At 62.2% G+C, this 13,644-nt stretch carries 20 protein-coding genes; 6 read left to right on the forward strand and 14 right to left on the reverse strand.

The genetic code is table 11. The features are described from left to right. Positions 1 to 43 precede the first annotated feature (43 nt). The 13 genes from IEZ09_RS21195 to IEZ09_RS21250 all read right to left on the reverse strand — a co-directional run bounded on the left by IEZ09_RS21195 (position 44) and on the right by IEZ09_RS21250 (position 6,945). Positions 44 to 457, reverse strand: a complete 414-nt coding sequence (locus tag IEZ09_RS21195; RefSeq protein WP_189255468.1) for a hypothetical protein — start codon at positions 455 to 457, stop codon at positions 44 to 46. Between the two features lie 90 nt (positions 458 to 547). Further along, positions 548 to 982, reverse strand: a complete 435-nt coding sequence (locus tag IEZ09_RS21200) for a uroporphyrinogen decarboxylase/cobalamine-independent methonine synthase family protein (RefSeq protein ID WP_189255469.1) — start codon at positions 980 to 982, stop codon at positions 548 to 550. A gap of 71 nt (positions 983 to 1,053) precedes the next feature. Continuing rightward, a complete protein-coding gene (locus IEZ09_RS21205; protein WP_189255470.1) occupies positions 1,054 to 1,677 on the reverse strand; it encodes a hypothetical protein in 624 nt (207 codons plus the stop codon). Between the two features lie 64 nt (positions 1,678 to 1,741). Further along, positions 1,742 to 2,050 carry a hypothetical protein gene (locus IEZ09_RS21210; RefSeq protein WP_189255471.1) on the reverse strand — a complete coding sequence of 103 codons (309 nt, stop codon included), beginning with the start codon at positions 2,048 to 2,050 and terminating at the stop codon, positions 1,742 to 1,744. Between the two features lie 73 nt (positions 2,051 to 2,123). Beyond that, a complete protein-coding gene (locus tag IEZ09_RS21215; RefSeq protein ID WP_189255472.1) occupies positions 2,124 to 2,378 on the reverse strand; it encodes a hypothetical protein in 255 nt (84 codons plus the stop codon). Continuing rightward, entirely contained in the window at positions 2,375 to 2,599 is a 225-nt protein-coding gene (locus tag IEZ09_RS21220) for a hypothetical protein (protein WP_189255473.1), read from the reverse strand. Before IEZ09_RS21220 ends, IEZ09_RS21215 begins: the two co-directional genes overlap by 4 nt. A 66-nt stretch (positions 2,600 to 2,665) precedes the next feature. Continuing rightward, positions 2,666 to 2,947: a hypothetical protein gene (locus IEZ09_RS21225; protein ID WP_189255474.1), complete on the reverse strand. Its 282-nt coding sequence runs from the start codon at positions 2,945 to 2,947 to the stop codon at positions 2,666 to 2,668. Continuing rightward, the gene (locus IEZ09_RS21230; RefSeq protein ID WP_189255475.1) at positions 2,947 to 3,183 is read right to left on the reverse strand and encodes a hypothetical protein; all 237 of its coding nucleotides are present in this window, start codon (positions 3,181 to 3,183) and stop codon (positions 2,947 to 2,949) included. The genes IEZ09_RS21225 and IEZ09_RS21230 overlap by 1 nt, the downstream gene beginning before the upstream one ends. A gap of 44 nt (positions 3,184 to 3,227) precedes the next feature. Then, entirely contained in the window at positions 3,228 to 3,608 is a 381-nt protein-coding gene (locus tag IEZ09_RS21235) for a hypothetical protein (protein WP_189255476.1), read from the reverse strand. A 702-nt stretch (positions 3,609 to 4,310) separates the two neighbouring features. Continuing rightward, a complete protein-coding gene (locus IEZ09_RS21240) occupies positions 4,311 to 4,538 on the reverse strand; it encodes a hypothetical protein (RefSeq protein ID WP_189255477.1) in 228 nt (75 codons plus the stop codon). Between the two features lie 940 nt (positions 4,539 to 5,478). Continuing rightward, positions 5,479 to 5,601, reverse strand: a complete 123-nt coding sequence (locus IEZ09_RS47480) for a hypothetical protein (protein ID WP_268247637.1) — start codon at positions 5,599 to 5,601, stop codon at positions 5,479 to 5,481. 224 nt (positions 5,602 to 5,825) lie between these two features. Next, positions 5,826 to 6,425: an AbiV family abortive infection protein gene (locus IEZ09_RS21245; protein ID WP_189255478.1), complete on the reverse strand. Its 600-nt coding sequence runs from the start codon at positions 6,423 to 6,425 to the stop codon at positions 5,826 to 5,828. A 100-nt stretch (positions 6,426 to 6,525) separates the two neighbouring features. Next, positions 6,526 to 6,945 (reverse strand): hypothetical protein, encoded by a 420-nt coding sequence (locus tag IEZ09_RS21250; RefSeq protein ID WP_189255479.1) that lies wholly within the window; start codon positions 6,943 to 6,945, stop codon positions 6,526 to 6,528. Between the two features lie 754 nt (positions 6,946 to 7,699). On the opposite strand from IEZ09_RS21250, the gene IEZ09_RS21255 reads away from it, so the two are divergent. From IEZ09_RS21255 to IEZ09_RS21265, 3 genes are all read left to right on the forward strand, one after another. Further along, positions 7,700 to 8,098 carry a phage terminase small subunit gene (locus tag IEZ09_RS21255; protein ID WP_229812799.1) on the forward strand — a complete coding sequence of 133 codons (399 nt, stop codon included), beginning with the start codon at positions 7,700 to 7,702 and terminating at the stop codon, positions 8,096 to 8,098. Between the two features lie 117 nt (positions 8,099 to 8,215). After that, positions 8,216 to 9,325, forward strand: a complete 1,110-nt coding sequence (locus tag IEZ09_RS21260; protein ID WP_189255480.1) for a peptidoglycan recognition protein family protein — start codon at positions 8,216 to 8,218, stop codon at positions 9,323 to 9,325. Further along, entirely contained in the window at positions 9,322 to 9,900 is a 579-nt protein-coding gene (locus IEZ09_RS21265; RefSeq protein ID WP_229812800.1) for a transglycosylase SLT domain-containing protein, read from the forward strand. Before IEZ09_RS21260 ends, IEZ09_RS21265 begins: the two co-directional genes overlap by 4 nt. Here IEZ09_RS21265 and IEZ09_RS21270 read toward each other — a convergent pair. After that, positions 9,894 to 10,088, reverse strand: coding sequence for a hypothetical protein (locus IEZ09_RS21270; RefSeq protein WP_189255481.1), 195 nt, complete (start codon positions 10,086 to 10,088; stop codon positions 9,894 to 9,896). The two genes, IEZ09_RS21265 and IEZ09_RS21270, sit on opposite strands and share 7 nt — an antisense overlap. A gap of 309 nt (positions 10,089 to 10,397) precedes the next feature. Between IEZ09_RS21270 and IEZ09_RS21275 the strand changes: the two genes are divergently transcribed. The 3 genes from IEZ09_RS21275 (at position 10,398) to IEZ09_RS21285 (ending at position 13,636) form a co-directional block, all read left to right on the forward strand. After that, positions 10,398 to 10,574, forward strand: a complete 177-nt coding sequence (locus tag IEZ09_RS21275) for a hypothetical protein (protein WP_189255482.1) — start codon at positions 10,398 to 10,400, stop codon at positions 10,572 to 10,574. A gap of 270 nt (positions 10,575 to 10,844) precedes the next feature. Further along, a complete protein-coding gene (locus IEZ09_RS21280) occupies positions 10,845 to 12,266 on the forward strand; it encodes a terminase large subunit domain-containing protein (protein ID WP_229812801.1) in 1,422 nt (473 codons plus the stop codon). After that, a complete protein-coding gene (locus tag IEZ09_RS21285; RefSeq protein WP_229812802.1) occupies positions 12,182 to 13,636 on the forward strand; it encodes a phage portal protein in 1,455 nt (484 codons plus the stop codon). Before IEZ09_RS21280 ends, IEZ09_RS21285 begins: the two co-directional genes overlap by 85 nt. Positions 13,637 to 13,644 lie beyond the last annotated feature (8 nt).

Genomic DNA, 13,644 nt, shown 5'->3' on the forward strand with positions numbered 1-13,644 from the left:
TTCTGATTGAGCACGATCAGACGCCCTGCGAACAGAACTGCGGCTACGCCCACACGCGGGTCTCGTACGGCAGGTGCTGCGTCAGCAGTTCCGCGGTGGACGGGGGCACGTGCCGCGCGACCATCCGCCAGGACTGACGCTCACCGCGCGGCACGAGGGCGTGCACGGTGGCCATACCTTCGTTTCGAGTCCGCGTCACGGGAACGCTGTCGGGCGCCAACTGCGCGCTGATCACCTGGCTCTCGATGGGCTCCAGAAATGACCGGTTCGACAGGTGGTCGCGGTCCCCGAGCAGGTGGTCAAACTGCTCCCACTCGTCCCACACCAGCGTCTTGAGGCCAGTCGGGTCCTCTTCTGACTTCAGGTCGTCGAGGTCGATGTTCTCGACGTCGAACTCCACGACGAGCTTGGTCTCCAAGACTTCCCGGATGACGAACTCGACCTTGCGCGTGCTCATGTCTTCTCCGTTCTCGAATATCAAGGCTTCTCACAAACACCGCACTGCACGAACCGTTTCGTGCAGGACGGAATCTGTCGAAGACTCCAGCTACTTACCGCTGGGTTCTTCGGCCAGAATCTCCGAAGCCCGGCAGTTCTGTGGACAGTTGGGCGAGGTATAAGCGCAGCTAACCCACAAGCCCGAGTGAACGCATGGCTCGCCGCTGTTGTTCTGATGGACGTTGACCCATCCGCGGGTTTCCGCGAAGGCGGGAACCGTCTCGACCCTCGAACCGCACTCGCCCAGAATCTTGACGTCCAACCCTTCTTCTTCCTGAATTACCACGCAGTAATAGCCGAGACCCCGATAATTGCCCAGCCACTCTTCGTCGAGGAACACGAATGCTTCGCGTGCCCAGCTCGTCATCTCGTTCTCATCAGACTCAGGACCAACCAAGAAGTGCTCTCGATCGAACCTGCGAACCTCCTTCTTGCCTTCACCACCGTCATCCGGCGTGAACTCGAATCGAACAGCGATAGGCATACAGCCACCTACAATCTCGACGAACGGACACCGAGCAGCACGAAGCCTTCGTGCTGAACGGAATCAGTTGGTCACCAGCGCTTGATACGTATGTTCGGCTCGGTGCTGACGTGGCCCGCGTAATTCCTCTCGAAGTAGTCCGACTGGACGTCCGAGTTGTCGTAGTTGTAGGCCTGGTGAATCGTCTCCACCTCGCGGTACAGCGCGGTCATTGCTGGGGTTGCGATCCGCTGGTCGTTTCCCCAGTCATCCTTCTGCACCGTCCACCCCCACTCTTGCGGAATGTTCTTGATCGTCACGTCGATCGCTCCGCCGCCGGAGTAGTACTGCGACCTAACACTGATCTTGATTTCCGCCGGGGCATCCGCCATCGGATCGATCACTGCCAGCGCCGCCGGGTCGGTAATCTTCTGCCCGATTTTCCGGGCGAGCTTCAGATCGGCACGAATCAGCTTTGCGATCTCGGGCAGGCTCAACCCCTTCGCTTCGTCGTACTTGCTGCCCTTCCACGCCCCAGGGTTGTACAGCCAACGATCCTCTGAGCTTTCGTCGACATCATGCATTTTCAGGGCGTCATAGATTCGCTTGAGCGCCCGCCGTCCCGCGTCTCGTTCTTCCTCGCTCGTTCGCGGATGTTCGATGAGTGCCAACAGCGATTCGATATTCTTTGCCTGGCGCGCGTTCGGCTTACCCATATCTTCCTTCTGCCGGATTGTTAGCGAGCACCGAGCGGCACGAATAGAATCGTGCCGAACGGAACTAGCTAGCTTCCGAGATCTCCGCTTCCTCGATCTCCGCGAGGAAGCTCCGAACCGAATCCCGCAGCACAAACAACGCGGGTCCGGGGTCGATGCCTTTCGACTCAGCAGCCGACACGAGATCAATACAGTGGCGGAACTCCACGATCCTCAGATCTAGCCATTTCCGAAGGTGGTCAGCACCGTCAACCACCATCGGAGCGACTATCAATCGCTGAGTGTTCCGAGCCTTCACCGGGAGGAATTCCGCTGCCCGATCCCACTCCGCCACGTACCGCCTAATGAAGCGCATAGCAACCAGCGGCTTCAACTCTTCCCCATTCGGTTGATTTGCTCACCATGACCAGAGCGCGACCATTCGCGCCCTGATCAAAGCGAGGAAATCAGGGGGTTTCCGGATCAACAGAGACCAGCTCGAAGTCCGAGGAGTACGACCACAGGTCACCGACCGTGGTCCTGATGCCAGGATCAAAGTCGGTGCCGTCGCGATTCATCTCCCCGACGTGCCGAACCTTGATATCCGCCAAGTGATCCGACCGCGTGTCACGAACCTGATAGACGAATTTCTTCTCGAACAGTCCGCTCCGGTGCCACACGTCTTTAGGAGCGATGAAGTCTCCAACCTGAAACGCGCTCACTCCCACTCTCCCCCAATCTTGGGGGCAATCCCCAGTGCCTCCTTGGCTCCGATCTCCAGCCACGCGGCTGCGTGCGTCAGCGCAAGCCCCTTTTCGCGCATCGTGGTGGCAGCACAACCAGTCAGGTTCTCGGCGTTTGCCTGCCGGTTCGCACCACGAACGCGAAGTTCGTCAATTGTGGTCCGGACAGCGTTCAGCAACGCATCAAAGTCCTTATTCATTGCTTCCTCACGTTCGATTTGGCCTAACACGGCGCAGACACGGGAACCGTGTCCGACCGAATCAGTTCAACTCGAACAGGCAGCGCTCTTAGGTATGAGCGCTACTGCCTTGTGGGGCTCGAATCCGGTCACCCCGCAGAGGTCACACGATGAGTGGGTGAATCCTCCGCATTCCTCTTCGCAGTTGCAGGCAGGCGACATGTACTGGACGAAGTCGGCGTTACCCGACTCCTCCCATGCCTTCCACTTCTCTTCCGCCGTGTTTTCCCCGTCGTTGTATTCGCCGTAAGCGACGAGGTAGAGGCACACGGAACAGACTTCGAACTCGATCACGTCGAAGTCGCTCATCACACCACCTCTACGTCGATGTCTTCCCGGTACACCTCGGCGTCGTCGCGATTCTCGATCTCGATTTCGGCGAGTTGGTCCGCCAGTTCCGAGTCGTCACCCATAAGGGCATTCGCCACCTCGTCAGCCGTAGCGCTTTCGTCCAGCCCCGCCCACTCACGAGCTTGAGCCAGCGACACCGTGTGCTCGAACGTCCATTCTTCGGTCCAACTGATCTTGATCTCTTCGGCGCTCACCAACACTCCTCAGACTTGTTCCATTGTCTTTTGTGAGCCGTGCCCTACTCGGCGTGAACCCAGCCGTTGTCATCCGCCCACAAATGCACAGATCCGTAGACCTTTGCCGCCGCGTGCAACCGGTCACCAATTGCACCGTTACCCCGGTCCCAGAAACCGGTCCCGTGACCATTCCGGGAAAGCCAGAAGTCGTGTCCGCACTGTCCGGGGTCCAGCCGAGACAGATCAGGCCAGTTCGACACCACGAAGTCGTGGCAGTCCTCCCAAAGCGACTGCTCAGACTCACGTTCGAAATCGTCCACAGAGAAAACCGCGTCCAGCGGTTCCCCGTCATCGTCCAGGCTCGACCACAGAGCCGTGGTGACGTACTGCTGAAAGAAGATTTCCATCTGTTCTTCAGTCCACCGCGTCACGGTGCTGATCATGACTTCACTCCCATGCCTTTGATTTCCCGATACGAGGCACGTACGTGACGTGCCCCGGACTGGAAATCAACTGCTAACGGAACCAACGAAGGATTCCGATCCCTTCTGCCCCAATTACGCCGATCTACAGGGCCGGAGCGATCATCATTTGAAACCTGTGGGCCGATGGCGAAAGCTTGCAATCAGGCAGGACCGGAGTCCCGTCACACAGAATCCATGCAACCGGAGTCCCCTCCGCCACCACGACGTAGGCGATCTCTTCGAAATCTCGCTTCCACCGGTGAGCCCATGACAGCGACAGGTCACCCGTTGATGACTCCTCCGGTGACCTGGTTGCCCAGAGACTCACGCCGATTCGAAACGGCCGACGCATCCCCACGTAGTAGGCCGCAGCGTCAACACCAATATCGTCAATGATCATGGCTCGTTCCACTTAACATATTCGGAAAAGAGAAGACAGGCTACTTCCCCACGAACCCGTGCCACGGGGCAGACTCTCCACATTGACGGTTGCCGTAAACGTGACAGTTCGCCAACATGTCGCCTTCCTCCGCAAAGAGGATCGAGCCAGCCAGATAACCCAGCCCTGCCCAAAGAGCGGCCGAGAGCAGGCAGCACACAACGAGGTGCTTGACCTTCATTTCAACCCTCCGTCTGAGTAGCCAACAGAAGGGCCACACAAGGTGGCCCCTCGATAATCACTCAGGCGTTGTCGGCCTGGTATTGCAGATCTTTTTCCAGATCCTCACGTGTGGCCGGACGCATGAATCCCGCGTCCCAACGGTGCCACCAGCGCTCACCGGAGTACTGAACACCTTCTGGCGTTAGCACCACTTCCCGAACCTTGTCTCGTTCGGCGGAGTGGTACATCCACAACGTGTTGCACCGATCGATCAGGAAAAGGTCCAGGCTTAGATCATTGACGTTCAACGTCCGCACCTCTCGATTGCAGCTCAAGCCTTGCAGAACCGCACGATTTCGCCCTGTTGCTGAAGTGGAACCTCACATACCCGCTGAATAGCGGACACGAAACGCGAAGCTAGCGCCGAACTCTCGAAATACAGGGACACCCGACCGTCTTCCAACACGGAGACAGACGCCAGTCCCAACGGCAACATTCCCAAGTCAAACCTCTCTCGTAGATCTCACCGAAGAGCAGAGGAAACCTCTGCCCAACGGTCAAAGCTCGAAAGTTGTAACGCCCACCCTCAGAGTGGATTCCGCCGGGGCTTTCAGCGGGTTGCAGTAGGCGGGAACGGTTTGTCCCATTACAGCGGCGGGCCATCACGAGGCCATCTCTCGGCACGCTTCCTACCGTCTGGAGTTTTCAAAGAACGTCTTTCAATGCCCCATGACCCGTATCGAGGGAGCCATGCGGTTCGGATCTCTCCGAGGGGCCTAGCTACTTACTGAACTGCCACAGCAAGATCGTTCCACTTAACATTATCGCCTGCGTCGATTGACTGTCGTTGCTCTCAAAGTCCACTGACGTTAGGACACCGCAGACGGGCGTTTAAGTGGCGCGCCCTGCGCCGAACTTTCTTCGACCTTAGCCATTCAGCCATTCCGAGTCAACGTCGCAGTTGATTCTCAAGAACCCGAGTGGTGCTGGTCTGAAGTTTTCGCCGCCGTTCCTGGCGACACGACAAACATTACTCATGAACTCTCGTTCCACGCAACATAACCGAATGATTTGTGGCCCCGATCACAGCATTCGCACTGTTTTCCCAGGTCGCCAACAGTCCAACGGCCTGCCGGTGACGTCCTGGGCAACCCCAAAGGTCCCCGCCTGGTGCGTCCTGTGAGCGCTCAAGCCCTACCGCGTGGTGCCGCAGCTCCCCCGCGCGGACATCTCCCCGCACAGCGGCTCTCAGCCCTGCACACGTGGCGCGGATGTGTTGGCGCACAACCACAACAGCACGCACACCACGTCCCACGTGGACACCAGGACACGCACACCTGCCAGCACGCGCACCCCGTGGTGCAGCTGCACACCCTCACCTGCTGATCAGCACACCTACACCAGCACATCCACACTGGTCAGCGCACGTGCACGCAGCTGCACCCGTTGGCACACAACAACAACAGCAACGCACGCGCACAGCGCGTCTGACCTGCGCTTTAACAACAACACCCCTGGTCAGAGCCCAGGGGGTAACCCCTACCCCCGGCACCTAGACCGGACCGTATAGCGGTCCTGCGGTTCTGTACGGGTTTTCAGGTCGTCGGGCCGTTGATCCACCACGCCGGCAGCGCGGCCGTAGATGGCTCAAGCCCCGCGGATGAGGACTGCGGAGGAAGGTAGGCGATGGCGCGGGAAACCATATTGATCATGTTCTCGGCGTTGACTCTGTGCACGATCTCGTTTGGCACCGACACGCTGTCGTCATCGAAATCGACGTAGAACGCTGCCATCTTGTTCTTGTCAGCGAGCTTTGCCAGATCGCTGTTGCGATCGGTGAGCGTCGTGCGCACCCAATCCCAACGCTTACGACCTTCGGCGCTGTACGCGGGGTAGTGCGCAGAGATCGAGTCCACCAGCGGGCCGGACATCGTCGCGAACTTGGGTTTGTGGTCCCTCAAGTCCTTCCAGAAGGTCTTCCAAGCAGCGTCGTCAGCCGGCGGATTGCTCGCCGCCTGACGACAGGCTTCGTACTTGCCTACCTCTTCGCCTGCGAGAGTGGCGAGAGCGAAAGCGCGCGGCCAGCGCTCGGCCTCGAACAAGAGACGGGCGTCAGCAAGCAGTTCGAGTGCGTTGCTGAGGGCTGCTTGGCCGAGTTGATCAAGTTCGGTCGGCGTCAACGGGCGCTTCGCCACTGTCTCGCTCCCTTGTCGGGCGGTCACCTGCCAGTCTGAACATCGGCGCGCGGCGTGGAAAGTCAATTCCGCCCCTGTCGCGGTCGGCCGACTCGGCTCGTCAGACCTGGGGCAGTAGTGCTGCCAATAGCGTTCCTAGCTCACACAGCCCGAGCCACGGCAACAAGAGCGTCCCCGCGCGCACCATGCCGTCGGTTGCTGTGCTCTCGCGCAGCGGCCCGTGGACGAAGACCTGGTCGCGAACCTGCTCAACCTTCCAGATCCCCTCTTCACGATTCTCTGAACGCGCGAATCCGAGGCTGCTAGCCGCGTTGAGCGCGATGAGGAATTTGGGCACCTCTACGAGGGGGATCTTGAATCCGCGGTGGCCGACGAACAGGCCCTCCTTCGGTGGCTCAGCGGCCCCGGAGGTGTAGGCGTTCCAGCCGTCGACCTCGATGCAGACGCCGTCCTCGTTGATGCCGAGCAGCCATCCGCCAGCACTCGTTGGCAGACTGATCCGCGCCCACTGCGCACCCACTTTCGCCCCCCATGTCAACCCGACGATCGGCCGGAGTCATCCACCATACGTCGGGAAACGAGCCGGTGACGGCCCGTATTCGATCCCACCTGGGCTGTGAGCTAGACCACTTTCCGGCTCTGCGTGTGACGCTTTGGGGCCTGGTCACCCTAAGGACGGTTGTCAGCGGGGGAACCTTACGGAGGGGGCTACAACAAGAACTTCTAGTTGTAGCTTCAACTTCTCCCATCATTTGGTCGCCCCGCAAGGCGACCATTAACGATCAAACAATCATCTGTCGGCCCCGAGGCCGACATGGTTGTTAGTAATCAAACGCGCACGTGCGCGAGACGAAGATCACGAGGCCGCTGCGTCTTTTCGTCAGGCCCATTGTGGGCTGAACGGAGGTGTGGCTTGTCCTGGCACACCTCGTCTCGGGGCCGCCGGCTACCTCCGGACTGGCCGCGATTGCGTCAGCTCGTGTTGCACCGCGACGGGTACCGCTGCCAGATCCGCGGGCCGCGGTGCACCAGCTCGGCCACCGAGGTTGACCACATCCGGGCTGGTGACGATCACCGGCCGGTGAACCTGCGTGCGGCGTGCTCGACGTGCCACGGGATCAAGAGTTCGGCGGAGGGCCTGGCGGCTCGTCGCCGTCTTCAAGGTCTTCGTCGACGTCCTACCGAGCGTCATCCGGGGCAGCGCCGCGCGCTTCCTCATCGAGAAGACACAGAGTCGCCGAAGGAGGTGGAGGGTCATCGGTTCCCGCGGTCCCGTGCCGAAGCGCAGTGATCAGCGCGTGCGGCGGAACAAGGACGAGGTCGAGGTGGAGAAGGTCACCGCGTTGGGCGCGGTTGTCGTACCGGAGTTGGGGATCGATAACCCGCACCCGCTGGTCACCGACTTCTACCGCTCGCTGCGCGAGTCCGCGCAGGCGAGGTACTACGAGCCTTCGGATTGGGCCTACGCCCGGTTCGTCTTGCATCACGCGAACACGCTGGTGTCCAGTGGCCGGCCGTCCGCGCAGATGTTCGCCGCGGTGACGTCCGCGTTGTCGGATCTGCTTGTCGCGGAAGGACATCGCCGCCGGGTGCGGCTGGAGATCGAGCGGGAGCACGCGGCCGGTCAGGTCGTCGATGTGGCGTCGATCTTCAAGGACCGGTTCGCGCAGTAGCAGCACCAGTTCTTTTCTTGGCCCAGGCGGGTTGAGCCGTGGGGTGCGTCTGATCGCGCTTCCACGCAGTGCTCCTCGCCTGGGCCTTCTTCTTTCCCAGAGACGAGGTTCCTCAGCTTGGCGCTTTGCCCTTTTGCCGTTCAGCGACTCATCCCGGAGAACTACCAGCAGCCGCGCATCACGCCGCGTCTGGTGATCCTTCACACCGCGGTCAGTTCCGCGGAAAGCCTTGAGGGGTACTGGAATTCCCCCGGCGTCGTCGTCGAGAGCCACTTCTACGTGAGCCAGCACGGCGTGATCTACCAGTACATCGACACGTCCATTCAGGCCGATGCGAACGTGAACGCGAACGGCTTCGCGGTGTCGATCGAGACGTGGGATGGCGGGGACCCGACGATCCCGTGGACGGATGCGCAGCTGGACGCGATCACGCGTCTGACGGCGTGGATCTGCGATGTGCACGGCATCCCGAAGCGCGTCGCGAACGGTCCGTACGGCTCGGGAATCGGTTGGCACAACCAGTTTCCGACCGAGTGGGCGGGTGGTCCGCGGACGTGTCCGGGTCCACAGCGGATTCCGCAGACGCAGAACGTGATCATTCCGCGAGTCGCGGGTGGCAACGTTCCGGCGCCGGGTCCGGTGCCGACTCCGGCAGTCGAGTTCCCGCTTGCCAGCGGGCACTACTTCGGCGACATCCAGGGGCCGGACAACGAGCACGGCGGGATCAACGCACAGGAAATGGTGTGGGTCCGGCAGGTTCAGCAGGCGTTGCAGCGCGCTGGAAAGGCGCCCGCGCATCCCGGTTGGGCTGACGGGATCTGGGAGCAGCCGACTACCGACGCAATGGTGGCGTGGCAGCGGTCGGTTGGCTTCCCGGTCACGGGTGATTGCGGTCCGCGGGATTGGGATCGGCTGGTGCTGGGGCGTGGCGGCGGTTCTGCGCCGTCTGTACCGGCGTTCCCCCTTCCTCGCTCGGAGTACTTCGGCCACAAGGACGGCCCGGAGCAGTCGCACGGCGGCTACTACGAGCACGAGCGTCCGTGGGTCAAGTTGATCCAGCAGGCGTTGCAGCGCAAGGGATACGCGCCGGGCTACCCGTCGTGGGCGGACGGCCTGTACGAGCAGGAGACCGTGGACTCGGTCGCCGCGTGGCAGCGGGACCACATGCCGCACACCCAGTACTGGGGTCAGGTCTGGTGGGACGACTGGGCGGAACTGCTGAAGTGACCGCGCGCGTGCCTGCGGTCGCGGCCGTACTAGTGCTGCTCCTCGGCTCGTCCGCTCCGGTGCTCGTCGCCGTCCCGGCGGCCGAGCTGCCCGCCGTGGCCCCGCTGAGGCCGGTGGTACCTCCGGTGACCTCGTCGACGACGGTCCCCGTGCCACCGGCCCCGGCACCGCCGCTGCCTCCGCCGCGGGACCCGATGCCCGCGTGCGGTGTCGCGTCGTACGAGTCGCGGGAGCGGTGGATCGACCAGGCGTCAGCCGCGTTGGCGTGGAATGGCGAACGGGCGATCACCGACCGTGCCGCAGTGCTGCTGATCATCGAGAAGGAGTCCAGCGGTGATCCGTGTGCGATCAACCTGTGGGACTCGAACTTCTACGCCGGGACGCCGTCGAAGGGCCTGATTCAGGCGATCGATCCGACGTTCGAGCGTTGGCATTTGGCTGGCTACAACGAGATTTACCATCCGGTCGACAGCATCATCGCGGGCGTCCGCTACGCGCGGGGGCGGTACGGCTCGGAGAGTCGGGTCCCTGGTGTGGTCGGGATGCGAGCCGGCCGCGGGTACGTTGGTTACTGACGAGCGACGCCGTTCGTGTTCTCGGGGTTGCCTTCGTGCTCGATCTCGACCAGGCCCTTAAAGATCCGCACGCGAGACTTGCCGGTGGACTTGCACGCCACGAACACGATCAACGCGACGGACAGGAACACCACCGCCACGGCGGCGACTGCGGGCCATGACGACACGGCCTCGACAAAAGCGGTCATGCGGCCGAGTATGCACGACAGCGCGATTGTTTCCAGACCGCGCTGTCTATGCTAGCACAATAGAACTGCGCCGCAGCCAAACCAGTGCTGGGTAAAGTCGTAAGGCGGCTTACAACACAAGCCCCCTTGTTGCGCCCCCGACTTCTCTACGACCTGCGGCGCCCAAAATTCCGCGCAAAAATATCGCGCAGTTCGACTAGACCAATGCACGCCCATCTTCAAGCCTGTGACGGTGGTCACATGTGCTGGAAGCGTTGGTCACGCAGCACTTACTTGGCTGCCCACCAACCTGGAGAGAGGGATGTCGACATGACCATTGAGTTGCAGATCCTCGGCATCCGCCTCTTCACCCTCGCGATCACTCGCGATGACGCATTCGATCCAGAGTTCGTGGACAACACCGATGGCGAATTCGAGCTGAGCGAGGAATTGCCGTTTGGCTTCGCGCCTGGCGACGAGCACGACGAGGACTTTGACGACGAGTAAATAGGGAGCACGGTGCCGGTGGAGGAATCCGACCTGGTACCGGCTCCCAGCCACATCATCGGGCCGACTTGGCGACGCCGGAAGTCCGGCGGCTGGTATCTGCCGCAGCGCTCGCTCGGCTGGGCGATCTTGAACTGGCTCTACAAGTACGTGCGGCAGCCTTCCGGGCCTCGCGCGGGTGAGCCGTTCTTGCCGACCGACGAGCAAGCGCGCTGGATCGTGTGGTGGTACGCCGTCGACTCGCGCGGCCGGTTCATCTACCGCAAGGCGGTGTTGCGCAGGCTCAAGGGCTGGGGCAAGGACCCGATCGCCGCGTGCCTGGCGCTCGTCGAGTTGTGCGGGCCGGTGGAGTTCTCGCACTTCGGTGTTGACGGTGAGCCGGTCGGCAAGACGCGTTCCGCGGCCTGGGTGCAGGTTGCCGCGGTCAGCCTCGACCAGACGAAGAACACGATGTCGCTGTTCCCGGCGATGATCAGCCGGGAGTTGCGTGAGGACTATGGCCTCGACGTCAACAAGACGGTGATCTACACCCGCGCGGGCGGGCAGATCGAGGCGGTCACCGCGTCGCCGTTTGCCTTGGAAGGCAAGCGCCCGACGATGGTGATCAAGAACGAGACCCAGTGGTGGGTTGAGGCGAACAACGGTCACGCGATGGCCGGTGTGATCGCCGGAAACGTGGACAAGGCCGCCTACGGCGGCTGTCGCGTGCTGAGCATTTGCAACGCGCACGTGCCGGGCCTGGAGTCCGACGCGGAACGCGACTGGGACGCATTCCAGAAAGTGCTTGCCGGCCAGGCGATCGACACCGGCCTGTTGTACGACTCGATCGAGGCCCCGGCGGACACGCCGGTCTCCGAGATCCCGCCGCCGGACACCGACCCCGAGGGGTTCGAGGCCGGAGTCGCGCAGTTGCGCGCCGGGTTGGAGATCGCCCGCGGGGACGCCGTATGGCTCGATATCGAGACGCTGATCGCGTCCATTCTGGACATCCGTAACCCGATCACGGAGTCGCGTCGCAAGTTCTTGAACCAGGTCCTCGCGAGTGAGGACAGCTGGATCGCGCCGTACGAGTGGGATTTCTGCCACGACCCTGGTCTTCGGCCGCTTTCGCGGCAGGATCGGATCACGCTCGGGTTCGACGGCAGCAAGGGCCGCGACTGGACCGCCCTGGTGGCGTGCCGGGTCGAGGATGGCGCCTTGTTCCTTGTTCGGGCGTGGAATCCGGACCGCTACGGCGGCGAGATCCCGCGCGAGGACGTGGCCCGCACGGTCGAGTGGATGTTCGGCCGCTACGACGTGGTGGCGATGCGCGCCGATGTGCGCGAGTTCGAGAGCTACGTCGATCAGTGGGCGGTGAAGTTCGGTCGCAGGCTGAAGGTCAAGGCGACACCGAAACACGCGGTCGGTTACGACATGCGCAGCAACGTCAAGGGTTTCACGCTCGACGCTGAGCGTTTTCTTGACGCGGTGCTGGAAGGCGAGGTCGTGCACGACGGGTCGCCGATTCTGCGGCAGCACATCCTCAACGCGCACCGTCGCCCGAACCAGCACGGCGTGTCGATCGGCAAGGTCACCAAGGACAGCGATCGCAAGATCGACGCCGCGGTGTGCGCGGTGCTCGCCTACGCGGCACGCATGGACTTTTTGATGAGCAAGAAGGGCAGGGGACGCAAGGTGGTGATCTTGAAATAGCCGACGTACTGGAAAGACACGTCGACGCGCTCTCTAACCGCCTGTCCCTGGCGAAGCCGGCACACGATGAGAACTCCGCGTATTACGAGTCCGAGCACCGGCTGAAAGCGATCGGTGTCGGCACTCCGCCGGAGATGCGGATGCTGGTATCCGCGATCGGCTGGCCCCGTGTGTATGTGGACGCGCTGGAAGAGCGCTTGGACGTCGAGGGTTTCCGGCTCGCTGGGGAGTCCTACACCGACGAGCGGTTGTGGTCGTGGTGGCAGGCGAACAACCTCGACGTGGAGTCGAGCCTGGCGCATCTGGAAGCGCTGATTCACGGCGTCTCTTATGTGACGATCTCCGCGCCGGGCAAGCTCGACGACCCGGACATGCCGGTGATCCGCGTCGAGTCACCGACCAGCATGGTCGCCGACATCGACCCGCGTACCCGCAAGGTGCGCCGCGCACTTCGGCTGTATGTGGACGAGCTGGACCCGACGCAGGACGCGGCGACGCTGTACCTGCCGAACGAGACGATTTACTTCGTCCGCAGGTCCGGTGCCGCGCGGTGGCGGATCGAGTCGCGGGTGCGGCACCAGCTCGGTGTCGTGCCGGTGATTCCGATCATCAACCGGGAACGGCTCTCGGACCGGGTCGGCCGCTCGGAGATCACGCCCGAGGTCAGGTCGATGACGGACGCGGCGGCGAGAATCATGATGAATCTCCAGGCGACCGCGGAACTCATGGCGGTGCCGCAGCGGTTGCTGTTCGGTGTCGCACAAGATGAGTTCGCCGCGAACCCGGAGAACCCTGGCGCGGTCTTGGAGGCGTACTACGCGCGGATCTTGGCGTTCGAGAACGAGGCCGGGCGCGCGGAACAGTTCCAGGCCGCGGAGTTGCGCAACTTCGTCGAGGCCTTGGGCGAGTTGGCGAAGCACGTGGCGTCGTACACAGGTTTGCCGCCACAGTATTTGAGCTTCCAGTCCGACAATCCTGCGTCCGCGGAAGCGATCCGCAGCAGCGAATCCAGGTTGGTGAAGAAGTCCGAGCGCAAGGCGCGGATGTTCGGGTCGGCGTGGGAAGAGGTGATGCGCGTGGCCATGCTGATCATGGACCAGGCGATTCCGAAGAACGCCTACCGGATGGAAACGATCTGGCGTGATCCGTCGACTCCTACGTACTCGGCGAAGGCGGATGCGGTTGGCAAGCTCTACGCAGCCGGCATGGGTGTGATTCCGCTGGAGCAGGCGCGAATCGATCTGGGTTACAGCGCGGAGCAGCGGCGCCAGATGCGCGACTGGGACAACCAGAACCCGACCGCGCAACTCAATGCCCTGCTCTCCGGTCCTCGGCTTCCGGCTCGTGAACCTGCGGCGGAGGCGGCGTGACCCCGAGC

Source organism: Lentzea flava (assembly GCF_014648475.1).
Taxonomy (GTDB): domain Bacteria; phylum Actinomycetota; class Actinomycetes; order Mycobacteriales; family Pseudonocardiaceae; genus Lentzea; species Lentzea flava.